The sequence below is a fragment of the Pseudomonas fluorescens genome (assembly GCF_902498065.1).
In the GTDB taxonomy this organism is placed as follows: domain Bacteria; phylum Pseudomonadota; class Gammaproteobacteria; order Pseudomonadales; family Pseudomonadaceae; genus Aquipseudomonas; species Aquipseudomonas fluorescens_BJ.
Genome location: NZ_CABVIR010000001.1, coordinates 476673 through 496192 on the forward strand (window position 1 = coordinate 476673; position 19520 = coordinate 496192).

Sequence of the window (19520 nt, forward strand, 5' to 3'; positions counted from 1 at the left end):
ATAACTCCCACCGATGAGGACGCCGTCATGAACACCAGCGATTTGCTCGAACAACTCTTGCGTGCCGGCCAGGGCTCGATGACTCGGCAAAGTGGCGGCACACCTCAAGGCGGTATGGGCGGCGGACTCGGTGGGTTGCTCGGTGGTCTGCTGGGCGGCGGTGCCGGTGCAAACGCCGGTTTGGGCGGCTTGCTCGGTGGCTTGCTCGGCGGCGGATCTGCCGTGGGCGGCTCGACCCAGCATCGCTCGGGCGGAGGCACCAACTACGCGGCGTTGGCGTCCCTGGGGATGATGGCTTTTCAGGCGTATCAGGCCTGGCAACGCAGCCAGGCGACCGCGCCGCAACAGGCACCACGCACCGTGGATCTGCTCTCCGGCCCGGAAGTCGAGGACCACAGCCACGCGGTCCTTCGCGCGTTGATAGCGGCGGCGAAGGCCGATGGCCGGATCGACGACGCCGAGAAACACATGATCAGCACTGAAATCGGCCGCCACACCGATGACCCGCAACTGCAGCAATGGCTGGATGATGAAGTCGCCCGGCCGCTGGATGCCGCGGATGTGGCGCAATCGGCGACGGACCCGGCGATGGCCGCGGAAATGTACCTGGCCAGCGTGATGCTGGTGGACGATCAACAAGACGCCGAGCGCAGCTATCTGGATGAATTGGCGGCGGCGCTGAAGATTGATCCGCAGTTGCAGGTGCATCTGGAGCAGCAGGCCAAGGGTGGCGCGGCTTGAATCGCCATCGCTGGCAAGCCAGCTCCTGCAATGGGTACACCCGTGACCTGTAGGAGCCGGCTTGCTGGCGAAGCGCCCTGGAATCTTGCACCGAACTTCAGACAGGCGCCTTCGGAATCAGAAACGTAACCCCGTGCGCTTCGGCAATCTCCAGAATTCGCGGCAAATCCTCCGGCACCCTGAGCCGATCAACGGCTGTAAAAAACTGCCCGCCGCGCGGATCGGACACCACACCAATCATCCTCGCGGTCGCGCTGATGTTCTTGTAGGCATGGATCGACCCCCCGGGGATATGCACATAGCCGCCGGCAGAAACGGTGCTGGACTTGCCCTCGACGGTCACTTCGACCTGCCCGTCAGTGACGTAAAAAGCCTCGTCCCACGGATGGAAATGCGGCGGCGGCCCGCCTCCTTGCACGCCTTCCTGAATGTGCATTTCAAAGGGTTTGCTCAGATCGCCGCCGGCGAGAACCGTGATTGCCTCGCCCACCACATTGACCGGCCCCGGGGTTTTTTCGGGCACGATGACGTGAACCGTTCGCATGATTGCTCTCCGAAGGATGCGTCCACACCCCGCTGAGTATATTCACTTGCAGATGTGCCCGGTGCCCGGCCATCTGTCCGTCTGTCAGGGCAATTTCAACCCCGATTGAATTTTTTTCCAGGCGAATTGCTCTGCTGATGTAGAGACGTGCTGATTCAGCGTCCTGCCACTGGCCTCAGACCGAGAGATGAGCACCATGACTGCCCTGACACGACTGGAATCCCAGCCTGCCCATGAGCACGCAATCCCGACCGCCGGCAGCCTGAAGCAATGCTATGAGCAACTGCTGATGAACAGCGATAGCGAGCAACGCCGGGCGCTGGGCCAGGCCTTGCTTGAAGCGCAGCTGCAACAGACCGCCGACCTGCCCGACGACCTGCCGCACGACGTATCGGCCCTGCAATCCTTCGTCGAACAGCACAGTGCGGACGTGGCTCGCCAATACGCCGACTACCTGAAAGCCCGCAAGGACGGCGGGCCGCGGCAGTTCTTCAGCAACAAGGCGCACGCGCTGTTTTTTCTGCAAGCCGTTGCCCCGACCAAACTTGTCGACGGCGCCTGGTTGTATGGCTTGCTGCAGCACTGGCGCGACCCGCGTTTCGAAGGACTGGTGTGCACCTATCTGGAAGAGTTGGGTGAGGGCAATCCGGCGCAGAATCACGTGGTCATCTACCGAAAACTCCTCGCCGACCATGGCTTGCACGACAGCGGCGTGATCGCTGACGAGCATTATCTGCAAGGTGCAATACAACTGGCATTGGGTGAGTGCAGCGACGGGTTTTTGCCCGAGGTGATCGGCTACAACCTCGGCTATGAACAACTGCCCCTGCACTTGCTGATCAGCGCCTACGAGCTCAGCGAATTGGGCATCGATCCGTATTACTTCACCCTGCACGTGACCATCGACAACGCCAGCACCGGGCACGCGCAAAAAGCCGTGCAGTCGGTGTTGCAGTTGTTGCCGGTCGAGGGTGATCGCGAGGACTTTCTACGCCGCGTCGCCCGCGGTTACCGACTCAATGATTTGGGGCAGGGCAGTCGCGCGATCATCGAATCATTCGACCTTTACGGCGAAGTGCTGAACATGCTGGAACGCAAACGCCCGTTCGGCCAGCACATGCATTCCGATTACTGCCGGTTTGACGGCAAGACCGTCAATCAGTGGCTGAGCGCGCCGGAGCAGTTGCCGGGTTTTCTCGCCGCCATGGAAAACAAGGGTTGGATCAAACGCCACCAGGCTCCGCAGGACAGCCGCTTCTGGCAGTTGATCGAGGGCGACGGCGCCGCCATGTTCGGGGTGTTCAGTCCGTATGAAAAACAGCTGCTGCACGATTGGATCGCCGGTGACTGGACGCCTGAGCGCTCAGCGGCCGCCGTTCGACGCAACAGTGGCGTCCCGGCAGAACCTCCCGTGCCAGCCAATGACCCGGACATCCAAAGCCTGCAAGCGGCGCTGCAAGGGTTGTCTGCGCACCAGCAGATGCACGTGTTGATCCCGTGGCTGTCTGCCCACCGCCACGCTCATCCCGCCGGTCTGATGGCCACGCGACGATTCATCGAACTCAAATCCAGCCTGCGATAGGGAGCGTTTTATGAATCAGGAAGCGCACCTGAGCGCCGACGATCTGGCTTTGCTGCAACTGGGGCGCCGTTTGCAGGCTGACGGTTACCGCTTTATCACGCCGACGCCGCTGACGCATGAACGGGTCAATGCCCGCGCCGGACAGCTCGCCGCGAACCTTCGCGATGTCTACGGCTGGTCCAGGGCGTTTGCGCCAGGGCTGTTGTCGGCGGATGAACAGCGTCAGTTGCTACAGGCCGGCATCCTCGAAGAGCGCAGCGGTCGGCTGGCAAGCCGGGTGCGCTGGTCAAGCCTGGATGAGCTGTTGTTCGTGCATTCGAGTTTCCCCACCGACGCGGCAGACTCGGTGTTCTTCGGCCCCGACACTTACCGGTTTGCTCAACTGATCCACGCCCATCTGCAGCAGAGCTTCGCACCGATCAGGCGCGCCGTGGACATCGGCTGCGGGGCCGGCGTCGGCGCCATTGTGATCGCCCGCGCGCGCCGCGAAGCCGAGGTGCTGGCGGTCGATATCAATCCGGCGGCGTTACGTCTGACAACCATCAACGCCGCACTCGCGGAAGTGACCAACGTCCGCATCGAGACCAGCGATGTACTGCAGGATGTCGACGGCACCTTCGACCTGATCGTTGCCAATCCACCCTATATGGCTGACCCGGCCGAGCGCGCCTATCGCCATGGCGGCGGTGCGTTCGGCGCGCAATTGTCGTTGCGCATTGTCGAGCAAGCGTTGAATCGCCTGGCCCCCGGCGGCTCGCTGGTGCTGTACACCGGCGTCGCGATGGTCGAGGGCCGCGATCCTTTTCTGGACGCGGTCACCCCGTATCTGGAGACGGCGCGCTGCGGCTGGACCTATCGCGAAATCGATCCTGACGTGTTCGGCGAAGAGTTGTTGAACCCCGGCTACCAGCGCGTGGAGCGGATTGCGGTGGTTGCGCTGATCGTGACGCGGCTCAGTCCGGGGATCGACGCAAGCGTTGAATCTGCCGCGGGGGGTGAGCCGTGAAGAATCTGGCGATGACCACTGTCGGGCTTGTGTCCTGTCAGATGATTGGCATGCGCTAAGGAGATGGAAATGAAAGGTTTTCAAAAGGCCAATCCCCCGAACCCTTCCTGAGCGCCTGAAAGCAGGACTATGATCTGTGCGGGTACTCCCGCTGGTTGACTGATTGCCTGTAAAAAATTTTACGAAAAATTTACGGGGCCTATAAGTTGGGCATTCGATACTGCGCGGCGCTAATTTGGCAGGTTATTTTATGTCCCTCGCAGCAATGCGGCTTATCGGCTTCATCTTAGGCATTTTTCTGATCACTCTAGCCATAAGCATGGCTATTCCAATGATCACGCTGCTGGCTTTCGATCGTAACGACGATCTGTCGGCCTTTCTTTGGTCGAGTTTGATTACGATCATCTGTGGCCTCCTATTGATCGTGCGGGGGCGCCCAGACATTGCCCAGCTTCGCCCGAGGGACATGTACCTGCTGACTACGGCTAGTTGGGTGGTGGTGTGCTCCTTCGCAGCGTTGCCAATGGTGTTTATCAGCGATATCAGCTACACCGACGCGTTCTTCGAAACAATGTCTGGCATCACGACCACGGGCTCGACTGTCCTCACCGGTCTGGATACCTCATCTCCTGGCTTGTTGATATGGCGCTCGATGCTTCACTGGTTGGGTGGTATCGGCTTCATCGGCATGGCTGTGGCGATCCTTCCACTGTTGCGAGTAGGTGGCATGCGTCTTTTTCAGACAGAGTCCTCTGACTGGTCGGAAAAAGTGACGCCGCGCTCCCATGTGGCAGCCAAGTACATCCTTTCGCTCTATCTGGGGCTTACTGGTGTCGGAGCACTGGCGCTCTGGATCGCTGGGATGACGCCGTTTGAAGCGGTCAACCACGCAATGTCGTTGATTTCGACCGGTGGATTCTCAACTTCGGATGCCTCACTTGGGCATTGGGCGCAACCATCGATTCACTGGGTAGCGGTGGTCATCATGATTATGGGTAGCCTGCCCTTTACCTTATACGTCGCGACATTGCGCGGCCATCGGCGTGCGCTCATCAAGGATCATCAGGTACGCGGGTTTCTAGGATTCTTGATCGTCACCTGGCTGGTTGTGGGGACTTGGCTGTGTTTTCACAGCGATTACGGATGGTGGGACGCGTTTCGTATCGTGGCGGTCAATGTGACCTCGGTCGTCACCACCACCGGAATTGCGGTTGGCGATTACACCCTATGGGGTAGCTTCGCAGTTTTGCTTTTTTTCTACCTGACCTTTGTCGGCGGATGCTCAGGCTCGACGGCTGGCGGCCTTAAAATTTTCCGATTCCAGGTTGCTGCCGCTTTACTGGTAAGTAGTTTGAAGCAATTGATCCATCCGCGAGCAGTGATTCAGAAAAAGTACAATGGTCACCCCATTGATGAGGAAATCTTGCGCTCGCTTTTGACCTTCTCATTTTTCTTTACCATCACCATTGCGGTAATCGCCCTGGGACTCGCATTAATCGGACTGGATTGGACGACAGCTTTGAGTGGCGCGGCTACTGCGGTATGCAACGTTGGACCAGGTCTGGGTACGATCATCGGGCCTGCCGGTAACTTCTCATCATTACCTGATGCCGCAAAATGGTTGCTCACCATTGGCATGCTACTGGGGCGATTGGAGATACTCACTGTGCTGGTACTTATTACACCGGTTTTTTGGAGGTACTAATCTTCGCTCAACGGCAACACCGCGAGGGTTATCGTGTTTGCCCAACCTACAACCAAGGATTGCTGGAAGACATCCTCTTTTCCTGGTGCGTAGCGGAGTCAAAAAAAGCTTCCACATGGGGTTCATGATGGAACTCGCTTTCTTTTCGATATACGAAGTGGAGTGCTGATCTACCAAAGGGTTTTGGTAAGGAACCGTGATCAGCGCTGCGTACCTAAACCACCACGGGCATCTTCAAGCACCCGCAAGCGTGCAACGGTTGTCGCTCAGCAACGGTTACAGGTTTTGATGCCTAGCAATGTATAGACGGGGCAGAAACGGAAAATGCCAGTGGCCAGTGGCACTAAACCTATCCAACCCCACATGCCGATCACACCGGACAAACTGAGGCCAATGAGAAGCAGACCGGCGACGACGCGCAAGCCTCGGTCAATGGTTCCAATGTTCGTTTTCATGGCGATCTCCCGATCAATGGTTGCGCCGGGTCTCCAGCGCAGTAAACAACAACATGCCGGCCAGCATGGCCAACATGAATACGATCACTTGCCAGTGTCCTGTCAGCAGAATTGCCACGGCGGGGCCAGGACAGATGCCGGCTATTCCCCAGCCGATGCCGAACAACAGGCTCCCGCCAATCAAGCGCGGGTCCAACTCACGTTTGATCGGTAGCTGCATTGGCCTTCCCAGCAGCGAACTGGATTGTCGGCGTGCCCAGGTCAGCGGGCCAACGGCTATGCCAATGGCCCCGACCATGACCAACGCCAAGGAAGGGTCCCAGGCACCGGTTAAGTCCAGGAAAGCGAGTACTTTGCTCGGGTTGGCCATGCCTGCCAGAAGCAGACCCAAGCCGAACAGCAGGCCAGCAATGAATGCGGTCAGTTTGATCATGTCCAACCCCCCAGAAGATGACGCAGGACAAACACTGTGGAGAAACCGCTGAGCATGAAACACACAGTGGCGACCATCGATCGCGGCGAAAGGCGCGATAGGCCGCACACTCCATGGCCACTGGTGCAACCTGAGCCGTATCGTGTGCCGATGCCCACCAATACACCGGCGACGATCAGTCCGAACCAGCCACTTTTGAACTCAATCTGTGGCAGCGTGGCGAACAAGCCCCATAGCAGCGGCGCGATGAGCAGGCCCAGGAGAAAAAGTACTTTCTCACTCACCCCCTCGCTCCCGCGCTGTAAAAGACTGCCGATCAGACCGCTGATGCCTGCGATACGTCCGTTGGCAACGACAAATAGACTGGCCGCCAGGCCAATCAATGCGCCTCCGGCAAGGGATGACCAGGGCGTGAAGTTGAGCCAGTCGACATTCATGTGGATTCTCCGGCGCGAAATTGTTGATAGAGGGGGTGGATGACTGCCAATGCTGCGGGGCTGCTGATGCGATAGAACACCTGCTTTCCGTGATGGCGGCTCATGCACATGACTAAATCGCTTTCACCAGCAAGGCCACCGCAACCACCATGGAAACTGCGGCGAAGCCTTTTTGTAAGTGTGGACCCGCCAGCCGTGCCGCGATCAGACGCCCGCCGACCATTCCGACCAATGCTCCGATGGAAAACGGAATGGCAACTGCCCACTGCAAGTGCCCGGCTGCCGAGCTTGCGGCAACGCCGGAAATTGATACCAGCGCAATAACGGCCAGAGACGTCGCGAGCACCGACTGCGCTGTCAAATTGGTGTATCGCTGGAGCGCTGGCACCATCACAAAGCCACCGCCCACGCCGAGCAAACCAGAAAGCCCTCCCGCGACAATGCCAGAGACGGTGAGTGCCCATGCACACGGACCCGTCCAGTTAAGCTTTCCTCGGTTGACGTCCAATAGGCAAGGTGGTGGTTTGGATGTGACGGGGGGCTTCGACTCCGTGGAGGGCGCGAGTGATCGTTGATAGACCCGAAACGCAACGTACATCAGCACGAAGGCAAACAGGATCGTCAACGGGCGGTTAGGTGTGCGCTGCGCCAGCCAAAGGCCGAGTGGAGAACAGACGATCCCTGCGCCTGCAACTAAAAGCGCCGCTTTATAGCGGACGGTGCCGTTTTTGAGTCCCATTACGGCACCCAGGGTCGCGGCTAAACCGACAGCCAATAAACCAATTGGCCCTGCTTCAGCCATGCTCAAGCCCACTCCAAACACCAGCAAGGGAACAGCCAGTATTCCTCCGCCGGCGCCGGTCAGCGCCAGAATGACTCCTACAGTAAGCCCGAGCAGCAAGACCACGATCATCCCAGTCTCCTTGCCTTCAAGTCTGATTTCATAGGTCGGCCATCTCAGGTTTCGCCATCCACTCATGGCCCTTGAGCATTCCCTTCCAATACAGCGGTGGAAGAATCCGCTCTTTGAGCAGCCATGCCAGCCTCGATGGCCGGGTACCGTCAATCAGCCAGGATGGAAAACTGGGGGCAACCTTGCCGCCATAGGTGAATTCAGCCAGTACGATCTTGCCGCGTTCAACCGTCAGCGGGCAGGAGCCGTAACCGTCGTAATGGGCGCTGCCTTTCGCTTTACCCATGGCAGCCAACACATTGTGGGCAACGACTGGCGCCTGCTTGCGCGCTGCTGCCGCGGTTTTGGCGTTGCTGGAGTTGGCGGCGTCTCCCAGTGCGTGAATATTTGCCCAGGTTTTATGACGCAGAGTGACTGGGTCGACATCAATCCAGCCAGCCGCGTCAGCGAGAGGGCTGACCCGAATGAAATCCGGCGCAATCTGCGGTGGAACCACATGAAGGAGATCAAAGTCGCGTGTAACAAGATGGGCGCTGCCATCCGGATTAACGCAGTTGAACGTTGCAGTCCGTGCGGGTCCATTCACACTGGTGAGCGTGTTGCCGAAATTCAGATCGATACCATAGGCCGTGACGTATTTCATCAGTGCTGGCACATAATCGGGAACTCCGAACAGCACCGCGCCGGCGCTGCAAAACTCGATCTCGACGTTGTCCAATACGCAGGTACGTTTCCAATGATCGGCAGATAGGTACATTGCTTTTTGCGGCGCCCCGGCACATTTGATGGGCATGGGCGGTTGCGTGAAAATGGCTCGGCCACCACGCAGTTGCTGCACCAGTTCCCACGTATAAGGCGCAAGGTGATACAGGTAGTTTGAAGTCACGCCGTTGCGGCCCAGGGTGTCCGACAAACCCTCGATGGCATGCCAATTGAGCTTCAGGCCAGGGCACACGATCAGTTGCTCGTATTTGACGACTCTGCATCCATCAAGAATGACGGCATTTCTCTCGGGTTCGAAAGCAGCGACCGCCGACTTGATCCAATGCACACCGCGGGGGATGGTCGTACCCATCGTGCGGGCAGTTTGGGGCGCATCGAAGACTCCACAGCCGACAAGTGTCCAGCCTGGCTGATAGTAGTGCACATCTGCCGGGTCGATGATGGCAACGTCGAGTCCTGGGTCTCGTGCCAGCAAACTGGATGCAGTCGCGATACCTGCCGCACCGCCCCCGATGATGACCACTGTATGTTGCGCCTCAGCAACTTCGACCGGCGTGCGCCCCTGATTCACAATCCGGCGAATGACGCCTTTCATATCGAACCCGGCTTTTTTGGCGGTCTCGACGATGTGTGGCAGGGATTGTTGGCCCGCTTGTGACAGCGCCCACATCGTTGTCGAGCGCATACCGGAACGGCAATAGGCCAACACCGGTTTTGGCAGTGTTTCAAGGAGCTTGCCGAAGGCAATACCTTGCTCGTCGGTGACTTTGCCTGATTCCGCGGGAAGGTAGTGCGCCTCGATGCCGAGCGCTTGGGCGGCTCGTTTGATTTCGGCAAACAAGGGTTGATCGCCGCCTTCACCATCGGGACGGTTACACACAATGGCGCGAAAACCGGCGTCTTTCAGTTCTGCCAATTGATTGGGGAAAATCTGTTCTGATACCGACAGTCCAGGCGCAAGGCAACGAATGTCCATAAGGGTCTCCGTTATGGGTATTTTTCTTCTGAGTTTTTTTGGGGGGAGGGCAACGTCAGGCGACGTTGAGCGGGATTTTCAGGTAGCGCGTCCCGTTGGCTTCAGGTTCAGGCAAGTGCCCGGCGCGCATGTTGACCTGAACGGATGGCAGGATCAGTGTCGGCATGTCCATCGACGCATCACGCTTGGTGCGCATCGCCACGAACTCCTCCTCACTGATGCCATTACGCACATGAACGTTGTGCGCGCGTTGGTCCGCAACGGTGCTGACGAACTGCACCTCGCGGCCACCAGGCTGGTAGTCGTGGCACATGTACAGCAAGGTATTGGCCGGCAGACTCAACACCTTGTTGATTGACTGGAACAGCGTACGCGCATTGCCGCCGGGAAAGTCACAGCGTGCAGTACCGTAGTCCGGCATAAACAAGGTATCGCCGACGAATGCAGCCGTTTCGGTCCCATCGCTGATCACATAAGTCATACAGGCTGGCGTATGACCGGGTGTATGGAGCGCGTGGCATTGCAGCGTGCCAATGGCAAACGGCTCGTCATTAACGAACAGGTGATCGAACTGGCTTCCATCGCGGGCCATATCGCGACCTGTATTGAACAGCGTGCCGAACACCTCTTGCACCGTCGAAATCTGGCTACCGATCCCTATTTTTCCACCAAGCTTTTCCTTCAGGTAGGGCGCTGCCGTCAGGTGGTCTGCGTGGACGTGAGTCTCGAGAATCCAGTCGACCTTCGCATTGAGTTCGTTCACTCTCGCAATCAACTTGTCGGCAGACGTTGTGGCGGTGTGGCCGGATTTAGGGTCGTAATCAAGTACGCTGTCGATTAAAGCGCAGTGGTGGGTGGCTTCATCCAGCACAAGATAGCTGACGGTATTGGTGGCAGAATCGAAGAATCCTTCGACGTGAAGTTTTACGCTCATGAAGTGTCTCCTTAGGGGGCCTTTTACCAAGCCGCTCACACTAAGGACTGACATAGCAATAAGTCTGCCAGGCCGGGATCGCACAAAAATATGATGTTATCTATTTGATTTTATTGTGTTTTATCTTTATTGAAGTCGTTTGACCTTCTCTACATTCACCTGGATTTACTGCCATTGGCAGTCCATGTTGACAGAGGTGGCAGTGCCATTACAGGATGGATGGATTCTCAGGAGTCACGATGAAAACTATCCTGCCCACCCCAACCCCTTCGCTTCCGCACTCGGATCAAGTGCAGTCACTTGTTTCGTTTCTTGAGCACGAACCCCAGCCGATGATCGTGCTCGATCCGGACTACAACATCCTGGCTGCCAACACTGCCTATCAACGGCAGTTTGGTAGCGCTGACAAACCCTTTATCGGCCATAAGTGTTATCAAATCTCACACCATTACGACGTTCCTTGTGATCAGGCGGGTGAGAACTGCCCGATGAAAAAGGCGCAGGAAATGCGCGGACCGGATCGTGTTTTGCACATTCACCACACGCCTCGTGGTCCAGAGCATGTCGACGTCGAATTGCGCCCGATTCTAGACGAGCACGGTGTTATTACTGCCTACGTGGAGCGTCTCACCCTGGTCCGCAGTGCATCTGCGCGACCCAGCAACGAAGGGTTGGTCGGCTGCTCACCTGCCTTTAACCGTGCCCTGTCGGAGCTGCAGCGGGTGGCACCCTCAATGCTGCCGGTGCTGCTGCTAGGCGAGTCCGGTACGGGCAAAGAGCTGTTCGCCCGCGCCGTACATGAAACCAGCGAGCGGGCCACTGGACCCTTTGTCGTCGTTGATTGCTCTGGATTGACCGAAACGTTATTTGAGAGCGAACTGTTCGGCCATGAAAAAGGAGCATTCACCGGTGCTACCACGCGCAAGCCCGGTTTGGTCGAAACGGCCCAGGGCGGCACGTTGTTCCTTGATGAGATTGGCGATGTTCCGCTGGCCATGCAGGTGAAACTGCTGCGCCTGATCGAATCGGGCACCTATCGCCGTGTCGGCAGTGTCGAGACCCTTCACGCTAACTTCCGGTTAATTGCTGCGACCCACAAACCATTGGAAAAAATGATGGAGAAAGGTGAGTTCAGGCAGGACCTGTACTACCGCATCAGCGCCTTTCCCATTCAGTTGCCGCCCTTGCGCAACCGGATTGAAGACATTGGTTTGCTGGTGAATTCATTTCTGCAACGTGCCGGTACAGGCAAACGCCGACTGACGATAGATGCAGATGCTCTGATGCAATTGCAGCGATTTTCCTGGCCCGGCAATATCCGTGAATTACGCAATGTTCTGGAAAGAGCCAGTCTGTTCGCTGACGATGGGGTGATCCGCTCCATACATTTGCCCCAGGTATCCGTGGTGGCGTCTGCTCAGGCCGCTGCTTCAACTGCATTCGACGGCAGCTCGCTGGCACAGGAACTGGCGACTTTCAAAGGTACCCGCAGTGAGCTGGCCAAGCACCTGGGGGTTAGCGAACGGACTTTGTACCGACGATTGAAAGAACAAGGTCTGGCCTAGTAGTAAGTGCTCAATTCGCAAGACTGCCAATGACTGCCAGCCCTGGCAGATTGGCAGCGAACTGGCCTGTCGACGCCTCCCGCGGATCACCGAGCTTCTGACTAAGTGACTGTTTTAATACGATAAAATCAAATTGCTCGCCCTTGGCATGCCCTGTGCTAACTGCATAGCCATGACCATTTCCGACAAACGACTTCGACGCCATCTGCTCACGGCAGTAGTGATCAAACTACTGGTGCTGACAGTGTTTTGGTGGCTGTTCATCCGGGATTCGCGCGTCAGCGTCGACTCGAACACCATCGGCGACAGGTTCGGCGTACCCACCTCGACTCAAGGGGCAAGCAAGTGATTTCAGAACAACTGGTGGATTTGTCTCGGCTGCAGTTTGCAGCCACTGCGCTTTACCACTTTCTTTTTGTACCGCTCACGGTTGGCATGGTGTGGCTGCTGGTCATCATGGAAAGCGTCTATGTGATGACCGGTAATGTCATCTGGAAAGACATGACGCGCTTCTGGGGCAAGCTGTTCGGCATCAACTTCGCCCTCGGGGTGACTACGGGCATCACCCTGGAATTTCAGTTCGGTACCAACTGGGCGTATTACTCACACTACGTCGGCGACATCTTCGGTGCCCCGCTGGCCATTGAAGGCTTGATGGCGTTCTTTCTTGAATCAACCATGATCGGCCTGTTTTTCTTTGGTTGGGATCGTCTGAAGAAAGAGCACCACTTGCTGGTCACGCTGCTGATGGCGATTGGTACAAACCTTTCAGCATTGTGGATTTTGATCGCCAATGGCTGGATGCAGAATCCGGTGGGTTCAGAGTTCAGTTACATCACCATGCGCATGGAGATGGTTGATTTTTGGGCGGTGGTTTTCAACCCGGTTGCGCAGGCCAAGTTTGTGCACACCGTCTCAGCCGGTTACGTCACCGGCTCGATGTTTGTGTTGTCGATTTCCAGTTGGTATTTGCTCAAGAATCGTGATGTCGAGTTTGCCAAACGCAGCTTCCGGGTGGCGGCAGCCTTTGGCCTGGCATCAGTGCTGAGTGTGATCGTATTGGGTGATGAGTCGGGTTACACGGTGGGTGAAGCACAGCAAACCAAAATGGCAGCCATGGAGGCCATGTGGGAAACAAAACCCGCACCAGCGGGCCTGACATTGGTGGCCAGCATCAACGAAGCCGAGTCCAAAAATAACTGGGAAGTTGAAGTGCCCTGGGTGATGGGCTTGATTGGCACCCGGTCAGTCAGCAAGCAAATTCCAGGCATACATGACATTAAAGAAAAAAACCGTGCTCGAATTCTCCGCGGCATTACTGCCGTCAATGCGCTTGAGGCCCTCAGGGCCAATCGCAGCGATTCGGTGGCTTTCCAGACATTCGAAGACTACAAAGCCGATCTGGGCTTTGGCCTGCTGCTTAAAAAGTATGTCGAAGACGTTAACCAGGCTACGCCGGACATTATCGAAAAGGCCGTAAACGATACCGTACCGCGCGTGACTCCTATGTTCTGGGCGTTCCGGATAATGATAGGCCTTGGTTTTGCCATGCTTATGCTATTCGGGCTTGCCTTCTGGAGCACCTTGAAGTCGACCTGCACGCGAAGCCGCTGGTTACTGCGTTGGGCACTTTGCATGCTGCCTGCGCCATGGATTGCCTGCGAGCTGGGCTGGTTCGTCGCTGAATATGGCCGTCAGCCATGGACCATCTACGGCGTCCTGCCGACCCACATGAGTGTTTCCACCCTCAGCGTCAACAACCTCTATGGCTCGCTGGCGGGATTCATCGTTTTCTACACCGTGCTGCTGGTGGTTGAAATGTTCCTGATGGTCAAGTTTGCCCGTCAAGGTCCTGGCAGCCTCGGTACCGGCCGTTATGTTCACGACGCCCATTTGAAGGAACTCCATCATGCTTGATTACTTCACCCTGAAAATTATCTGGTGGGCGCTGGTCGGCGTGCTGCTGATCGGCTTCGCCATCATGGACGGCCACGATATGGGGGTTGGCACGCTGCTGCCTTTTGTTGGCCGCAATGACATGGAGCGGCGCGTCGTGATCAATACCGTCGGTCCGCATTGGGATGGCAATCAGGTTTGGTTCATCACTGCGGGCGGCGCATTGTTCGCGGCATGGCCAGTGGTGTATGCCACAGCGTTTAGCGGTTTCTATTGGGCGATGATCCTGGTCCTCTGGGCATTGTTCTTCCGCCCCGTGGGTTTTGACTATCGCAGCAAGATCCACAACTCCACCTGGCGTAGCACCTGGGATTGGGGACTCTTTGTGGGTGGGGCAGTGCCACCTCTGGTGTTCGGGATTGCGTTCGGCAACCTGTTGCAAGGTGTACCGTTCCACTTCAACGATCTTCTGGTGTCGACTTATACCGGCAGTTTCTGGCAACTGCTAAATCCCTTTGCGCTTCTGACCGGCGTTGTGAGTAGTGCAATGATCACCTTGCAGGGCGGCGCTTATCTGGCACATCGCACTGAAGGTGTTATCCAGGCCAGGGCAATCAAAGGTGCGGTGGGGGCGGCAATCGTATTGGCGTGCTCGTTTATAGCGGCCGGCATCTGGCTGCAATGGATCGACGGTTATCGCATTACATCGTTGGTTGATACCGCCGGACTGCCCGATATTCTTAACAAGTCCGTGGTGCGCGAAGCGGGCGCCTGGATGGCTAACTATGGTCATTATCCGGTGTTGTGGCTGTTGCCCGTACTGGGACTGGTTGGCGCAGCAGGTGCCGCCATGTTGCTGATGATGCGTCGCACACTTTCGGCGTTTGTTGCCTCATCGCTTGCGGTGATCGCAGTCATCAGCACGGCGGGTGTGTCGATGTTTCCATTCATCATGCCGTCATCAACAGTGCCTGCGGCAAGCCTTACCGTATGGGACAGCGTCTCCAGTCATTTAAGCCTGGCCATCATGTTCTGGGCCACGTTGATCTTCATGCCACTTATCGTGATTTACACCTCGTGGGCCTATCGCGTTATGCGGGGCAAGGTCACCGTCGCACACATCAAAGCCAACGAACATTCCGCCTATTAATACCGGCAAAGGAGTAACGAACATGTGGTATTTCGCCTGGATGCTGGGGGTCGGTTTTGCATTGCTACTGGCTATTTTAAATGCGATGTGGGGCGAGAACGAAGTTGGCCGAGCCTTGAGCGACAACGACGAGACACTGTCATGACGCCGCGTGTTGCTAACCCTCAACCGATCTCACACATTCATGTGCTGAGTCTGGTTATCGCTATAGCGATCATGCTTGCTTGTACACTCTATCCTCCCATGATGGCCGCTCCTGACGGGAAGCCTGACCATGTCCTGGCTACTGCATTGTTCGCAGCCATGAGTGTGGCTTTTGTGAGAGGTGTGGGTTTTGTCCCGCGGATGCTCGTGTGGCGTTGGCTTTTCTCAGGCTGGACCTGTTTTGCGACGCTTGCAGTTGCTGGCTGGGTAAAGTTTCTACATTGAGGACTGGCGACAAGAGATGACGCAGTATTACCAAGGTAGGCCTGCAAGCCTTGGAAACCTGCCGCAGGCATACCCAGACCGTCTGTTTGGCAGCGGAACTCCCCGCAATGACCTTCAAACCAAAGCTCTGCATTTTCCAACAAAAAAAGGCCGATGCAGGGCTCTTGTTATCAAACCGACTTTACTGAGTGCACCACGACTCGACAATGTCAGCGCCACACTCTGTTTTCCACTCGGCTGTGCAAGTTTATGAGTTGCACATGATTTCGCATTCCCGTGCTGACGCAGGACCGGTCAAGGGCGAAGGCTTTTCTGTGGGCGCGGCGGCTTACCGGTTGAACCTTCCCATGCATGGCAGGAGTCTCAAGACAACGGAAGGTCGATCTTGTCTTCACTCCCGTGGAGGGCACCATGGAAAAACCACTCGAAAAGTACAACAACATGCGGCACTTTGAAGAGAGCCCCGAACCCGCAGGCGTCGCTGAATCTGCAAAAGAAAAGCGCAAGGGTAAAGCGCGCGCCCTACAGTTCTGCATTCAGAAGCACGATGCTACCAGGCTTCATTACGACTTCAGATTAGAGCTCGAAGGTACACTCAAAAGCTGGGCGATTCCAAAAGGGCCTTGCCTCGATCCAAAAGTCAAAAGGCTGTGCATTCACGTCGAGGACCATCCTCTGGAGTATGCGACGTTTGAAGGCGTTATTCCTGAAGGGCACTACGGGGCAGGGCATGTCATCGTATGGGATCGAGGCGTCTGGGTGCCCATTGGCGATCCGCTGGAAAACTATCGCAAGGGGCGACTTAAATTTGTGCTCCAGGGTGAAAAGCTGGCCGGTATCTGGAATCTCGTTCGGACGCGTATTGCGGGCAAACAAGAACAATGGTTTTTGATCAAGCATCAAGACTCCGCTGCACAGTCAGAGTCGGATTACAGCATCGTCGAAGATAGGCCTGATAGTGTCCTGAGCGACCGAACCATCATCCCACGGCTGCGGCGCTCTACGTCTCAGCGCGTGCCTCAAAAGGCTTCAAAACGGGCGAAGAGTGCACACGCAGACGCTCCCCAGGCACGTCGGGCCGAGCTTCCAGAGAAACTGGCCCCGGAGTTGGCGACGCTGGTGAAGAATCCCCCTGAAGGCAATGATTGGCGGTACGAACTAAAGCTTGATGGTTTTCGGATGCTTGTTCGGATAAAAAATGGAGAGGTCAAACTCTTTACTCGGAACGGCAACGACTGGACTGCAAAGCTTCCCCATCAGGCAAAGGCGCTCGCGAAGCTGTCATTGGATACCGCTTGGCTGGATGGAGAGATAGTTGTCCTGGATAAGGAAGGCGTGCCCAATTTTCAGAGGCTGCAAAATGCCTTCGATTCAGGACAAAGCGCCGGCATCGTCTTCTACCTGTTTGATCTCCCATACCTAAATGGTTTCGATCTCACAGAGGTTCCAGTTGAGGCGCGACGTGATGCGCTGAAGCAACTGCTCATACACAACGCCGATCCGATTCTCAGATTTTCGAACGATTTCGAAGAGCAGCCCGATGCCTTGTTGAAAAGCGCTTGCGCTATGCAGATGGAAGGGCTGATCGGCAAACGCCTGGGTTCGCCTTACGTGTCCCGGCGCAGCAGTGACTGGATCAAGCTAAAGTGCACGCATCGGCAGGAATTTGTGGTGGTCGGTTTCACCGATCCGAAAGGTTCGCGCAATGCGTTTGGGGCGTTGCTGCTGGGGTTGCATGACCGTGACAGCGGTCAGTTGCATTACGCGGGCAAGGTCGGCACCGGATTCAACGAGACCACGCTGAAGCGCATCCACGAACAACTGAAACCGTTGCAGACGAAGAAGCCGTCGGTGGTCAATCCACCGACCGGTTTTGATGCCAAGGGTGTGCATTGGCTCAAACCCACGTTGCTGGCGGAAATCGCCTTCGCCGAAATGACCAAGGAGGGTTCGGTGCGCCACGCGGTGTTCCATGGCCTGCGTGATGACAAACCGGCCCAAGACATCACCGAGGAGCGTCCTGCCGTGGTGAAGAAAAGCACAGCCGAAAAACCTGCCGCCGCCCGCAAAAACAAAGCCTCGGAAAAAGCCGCCCCCGCGCCTTCTCAGCTTGGCCTGGGTGAGGGCAAGGTGCGCATCACTCATCCGGACCGGGTGATCGACGCCAGCAGCGGCACCACCAAAGTGCAACTGGCGGAGTATTACGCCAGCGTCGCCGAATGGATTCTGCCCGAACTTAAAGACCGGCCGGTGGCGCTGGTCCGTGCGCCCGACGGGATTGCCGGTGAACTGTTCTTCCAGAAGAACGCCGAACACTTGGCGATTCCGGGGATCACCACATTGGACAAGGCTCTCACCGGCCAGCCGATCATGATCATCAACAGTGCTGAAGCGCTGATCGGCGCGGTGCAGATGAGCACCGTGGAGCTGCACACCTGGAACGCGACTCGCGACAAACTGGACAAGCCCGACCGCTTTGTCCTCGACCTCGACCCGGACCCGGCGCTGCCGTGGAAAAGCATGGTCGAGGCCACCCAACTGACGCTGTCGGTGCTCGATGAGCTGGGGCTCAAGGCCTTTCTCAAGACCAGCGGCGGCAAGGGCATTCACCTTGTGGTGCCGCTGACCCGCAAGCTCGGCTGGGATGAGGTCAAGGAATTCAGCCACGCCATCGTCAGTCACATGGCCAAGCTGTTGCCGGAGCGGTTTTCCGCCGTGTCGGGGCCGAAGAACCGGGTCGGGCGGATCTTCATCGATTACCTGCGCAACGGCCTCGGCGCCACCACCATTTGCGCCTACGCGGCGCGCACCCGCGAAGGGCTGCCGGTGTCGGTGCCGATTTTCCGCGAGGAGGTGGCCGGGCTCAGGGGCGGCAATCAGTGGAACGTGCGCACTGTGCATGAACGACTGGCCGACGTCGGGAACGAACCGTGGGCTGATCTGAAGAAAACGAAACAGACCATTACCGCCGAGATGCGGCGGCGCGTAGGGATGAAGAAGTAGCCTGCGCGATACAACTGCGCGCGCATTCTTCCGGGCGCTGGAACCGACATCGGGCGGCGAGCAGAACTCGCCGCCGCGACGACTATTGCTTGCCGACTGCCGCTGCCAGCAGCGGCGCGGCCTGTACATCGGTCAACGCTGCATGGACTTCCATGTCCATCAGGTCATTCCATTGCAGCACCCACGTTTGAATCTGTACGACATCGTCGGTTTCGGCGATGCCAACACCGCGCGAGCCACCGACGGCATGCCAGCGCCCAAGCATTTTGACGCCGGGTGGCGGGGCACCTTGGGTCTCGAGAAAGCGCTTGATCACGCTGTTACGGTTTTGCGGACTGATCGACCAACTGACCATGAATAACATCTGCCACCTCCTGCTATGGATTGGCACCTGTTGCTCTTCGCGCACCTGGCTGGCGCCGGGGCCACGGTCGCGCCTGTTTCCCGCTTCATCCTGACGGGTTTGAAAGCTTTTCTCCCTTGAGAAGGCATAGCAGCGCGCCGGGATTCACGTACGACCGCTGATCCTCTTTCGTGGCATTCGGGGGCGGCGGGGCATTCAACCGTCAAGCGTCACGCAACAGGTCGTTGGCGTTGAGCAGTTCGTAGGCGATTTCGGGGCGTTTCTCCAACCCGCGACGGATCGCGGCCGGGATCGCCTGGCGGGTTTTGCGGCACAGCCCCGGTAACTCGCCGATGGAGATGGCGATGCCGCGCATGGTGCGGACTTCGTTGAAACCGGGGGCGATTTCCACCCGGATGCCCAGTTGCTCGAACATCCGCTGCTGCAGCCGTTCGAGGTCGCCCAGGCTCTGGAGGTTTTCCAGGCGCTCGATCAAGCGTTTTTCCTCGGTGCGGGTCAGAAACAGGATGCGCAAGTCCGCCCCCGCTTGTTCCAGCAGCGGTTCACGCTCGCAGTTGCAGGCACCGGGCGGGCAGGGTTGGCGGATCGGCAGCGAAGTGGTCATAGGACTCAATCATAGAGCGCTCTGCGCGTGTTTGCCCACTGTGCAGAACCTGCACTCGGC

20 protein-coding genes and 1 pseudogene are annotated in these 19520 nt (G+C 57.3%); 11 read left to right on the plus strand and 10 right to left on the minus strand.

Annotation, left to right across the window (positions count from 1 at the left end; all coding sequences use genetic code 11):
• The first annotated feature begins 27 nt into the window (after nt 1-27).
• Nucleotides 28-741 (plus strand): tellurite resistance TerB family protein, encoded by a 714-nt coding sequence (locus tag F8N43_RS02355; RefSeq protein ID WP_150653133.1) that lies wholly within the window; start codon nt 28-30, stop codon nt 739-741.
• A 97-nt stretch (nt 742-838) separates the two neighbouring features.
• Here F8N43_RS02355 and F8N43_RS02360 read toward each other — a convergent pair whose 3' ends face one another.
• Nucleotides 839-1285, minus strand: a complete 447-nt coding sequence (locus F8N43_RS02360) for a cupin domain-containing protein (RefSeq protein WP_150632001.1) — start codon at nt 1283-1285, stop codon at nt 839-841.
• 196 nt (nt 1286-1481) lie between these two features.
• Between F8N43_RS02360 and F8N43_RS02365 the strand changes: the two genes are divergently transcribed.
• The 3 genes from F8N43_RS02365 (at nt 1482) to F8N43_RS02375 (ending at nt 5578) form a co-directional block, all read left to right on the plus strand.
• The gene (locus F8N43_RS02365; protein ID WP_150653134.1) at nt 1482-2867 is read left to right on the plus strand and encodes an iron-containing redox enzyme family protein; all 1386 of its coding nucleotides are present in this window, start codon (nt 1482-1484) and stop codon (nt 2865-2867) included.
• A 10-nt stretch (nt 2868-2877) separates the two neighbouring features.
• Entirely contained in the window at nt 2878-3873 is a 996-nt protein-coding gene (locus tag F8N43_RS02370) for a methyltransferase (RefSeq protein ID WP_150653135.1), read from the plus strand.
• Nucleotides 3874-4123: 250 nt separating this feature from the next.
• Entirely contained in the window at nt 4124-5578 is a 1455-nt protein-coding gene (locus F8N43_RS02375) for a TrkH family potassium uptake protein (RefSeq protein WP_150638606.1), read from the plus strand.
• A 266-nt stretch (nt 5579-5844) separates the two neighbouring features.
• On the opposite strand, the gene F8N43_RS02380 is transcribed toward F8N43_RS02375, so the two are convergent.
• The 7 genes and pseudogenes from F8N43_RS02380 to F8N43_RS02410 form a co-directional block, all read right to left on the minus strand.
• Complete coding sequence (locus F8N43_RS02380; RefSeq protein WP_150632005.1) at nt 5845-6033, minus strand: DUF2892 domain-containing protein; 189 nt, start codon at nt 6031-6033, stop codon at nt 5845-5847.
• Nucleotides 6034-6046: 13 nt separating this feature from the next.
• Nucleotides 6047-6466, minus strand: a complete 420-nt coding sequence (locus F8N43_RS02385) for a DUF6691 family protein (protein WP_150632006.1) — start codon at nt 6464-6466, stop codon at nt 6047-6049.
• A complete protein-coding gene (locus F8N43_RS02390) occupies nt 6463-6903 on the minus strand; it encodes a YeeE/YedE family protein (protein WP_150632007.1) in 441 nt (146 codons plus the stop codon). The genes F8N43_RS02385 and F8N43_RS02390 overlap by 4 nt, the downstream gene beginning before the upstream one ends.
• Nucleotides 6900-7004: pseudogene (locus tag F8N43_RS29420) on the minus strand (transcriptional regulator); the annotation flags it as partial. The pseudogene F8N43_RS29420 and the gene F8N43_RS02390, both read right to left, overlap by 4 nt.
• Nucleotides 7005-7015: 11 nt before the next feature.
• The gene (locus F8N43_RS02400) at nt 7016-7816 is read right to left on the minus strand and encodes a sulfite exporter TauE/SafE family protein (RefSeq protein ID WP_150632008.1); all 801 of its coding nucleotides are present in this window, start codon (nt 7814-7816) and stop codon (nt 7016-7018) included.
• Nucleotides 7817-7844: 28 nt separating this feature from the next.
• Nucleotides 7845-9515: a bifunctional protein tyrosine phosphatase family protein/NAD(P)/FAD-dependent oxidoreductase gene (locus tag F8N43_RS02405; RefSeq protein ID WP_150653136.1), complete on the minus strand. Its 1671-nt coding sequence runs from the start codon at nt 9513-9515 to the stop codon at nt 7845-7847.
• 55 nt (nt 9516-9570) lie between these two features.
• On the minus strand, nt 9571-10449 hold the full coding sequence (locus tag F8N43_RS02410) for an MBL fold metallo-hydrolase (RefSeq protein ID WP_150638599.1): 879 nt from the start codon (nt 10447-10449) through the stop codon (nt 9571-9573).
• Nucleotides 10450-10688: 239 nt separating this feature from the next.
• Between F8N43_RS02410 and F8N43_RS02415 the strand changes: the two genes are divergently transcribed.
• The 7 genes from F8N43_RS02415 to ligD all read left to right on the plus strand — a co-directional run bounded on the left by F8N43_RS02415 (nt 10689) and on the right by ligD (nt 18492).
• Nucleotides 10689-12014: a sigma-54 interaction domain-containing protein gene (locus F8N43_RS02415; RefSeq protein WP_150638597.1), complete on the plus strand. Its 1326-nt coding sequence runs from the start codon at nt 10689-10691 to the stop codon at nt 12012-12014.
• Nucleotides 12015-12186: 172 nt separating this feature from the next.
• Nucleotides 12187-12363: a cytochrome oxidase putative small subunit CydP gene (gene cydP / locus F8N43_RS29270; protein ID WP_191623692.1), complete on the plus strand. Its 177-nt coding sequence runs from the start codon at nt 12187-12189 to the stop codon at nt 12361-12363.
• Entirely contained in the window at nt 12360-13931 is a 1572-nt protein-coding gene (locus F8N43_RS02420; RefSeq protein ID WP_150632012.1) for a cytochrome ubiquinol oxidase subunit I, read from the plus strand. The genes cydP and F8N43_RS02420 overlap by 4 nt, the downstream gene beginning before the upstream one ends.
• Nucleotides 13924-15060, plus strand: a complete 1137-nt coding sequence (gene cydB, locus F8N43_RS02425) for a cytochrome d ubiquinol oxidase subunit II (RefSeq protein ID WP_150638595.1) — start codon at nt 13924-13926, stop codon at nt 15058-15060. The genes F8N43_RS02420 and cydB overlap by 8 nt, the downstream gene beginning before the upstream one ends.
• 22 nt (nt 15061-15082) lie before the next feature.
• On the plus strand, nt 15083-15205 hold the full coding sequence (cydX, locus tag F8N43_RS02430; protein ID WP_010459227.1) for a cytochrome bd-I oxidase subunit CydX: 123 nt from the start codon (nt 15083-15085) through the stop codon (nt 15203-15205).
• Entirely contained in the window at nt 15202-15489 is a 288-nt protein-coding gene (locus F8N43_RS02435; protein WP_150638593.1) for a cyd operon YbgE family protein, read from the plus strand. The genes cydX and F8N43_RS02435 overlap by 4 nt, the downstream gene beginning before the upstream one ends.
• Before the next feature lie 411 nt (nt 15490-15900).
• Complete coding sequence (gene ligD / locus F8N43_RS02440; protein ID WP_150653137.1) at nt 15901-18492, plus strand: DNA ligase D; 2592 nt, start codon at nt 15901-15903, stop codon at nt 18490-18492.
• Between the two features lie 82 nt (nt 18493-18574).
• Here the strand turns inward: ligD and F8N43_RS02445 are convergent, their stop codons facing one another.
• Nucleotides 18575-18856 (minus strand): DUF3303 domain-containing protein, encoded by a 282-nt coding sequence (locus F8N43_RS02445; RefSeq protein ID WP_150632018.1) that lies wholly within the window; start codon nt 18854-18856, stop codon nt 18575-18577.
• A gap of 202 nt (nt 18857-19058) precedes the next feature.
• A complete protein-coding gene (locus F8N43_RS02450; RefSeq protein WP_150632019.1) occupies nt 19059-19460 on the minus strand; it encodes a hypothetical protein in 402 nt (133 codons plus the stop codon).
• Between the last annotated feature and the right edge of the window lie 60 nt (nt 19461-19520).